The 467-nt window shown below is 77.9% G+C and carries 1 protein-coding gene; it reads right to left on the bottom strand.

The window, feature by feature from the left end:
- Positions 1-384: hypothetical protein (locus tag FV218_RS22520; RefSeq protein WP_187273155.1), on the bottom strand; the 384-nt coding region annotated here is incomplete at its 3' end.
- Positions 385-467: the final 83 nt, after the last annotated feature.

Genomic DNA, 467 nt, shown 5'->3' with positions numbered 1-467 from the left:
CCGCACGAGCCAGGCCGGCGCCTCGTCGAGGCCGCGCTGCACCGCCCGGGCGATGACCGCCGAGCCCACGGGGACGCTGAGCGTCCGCCCGCGCACGGCGCCCGCCACGGCATTGACGGCGTAGTCGCCGACGTTGCGCACCAGCCGCTCCACCAGGGTGGCGGTGACGAGGGCGCGGAGCGGCCCGGCCAGGTGCGCCAGGGCCGCCGTGGCGGCGGTGACGGCCAGGGGCAGGACGAGGCCGGTGACCGCCTGGGCGGCCGCCGCGACGGCGTCGCCCCACGGGACGATCACGCTGGCGGGATCGAGGCCGGCGGCGGCGGGACTCGCGATCAGGGCGAGGACGAGGGCGGCGCGGGTCGGCCGCAGGAACAGGCGGGGCATCGTTCGGGTCTCCGGGGTTGGAGCGGGGAAGTCAGGTGCGGAAAAGTCAGGCGCGGAGTCGTCCGCCGAGGGCGGCCCAGATG

This window comes from Methylobacterium sp. WL69, from assembly GCF_008039485.1.
GTDB lineage: Bacteria > Pseudomonadota > Alphaproteobacteria > Rhizobiales > Beijerinckiaceae > Methylobacterium.
Note: the sequence above shows the minus strand (reverse complement) of the source record. Positions and strands in the feature narration are given on the sequence as shown.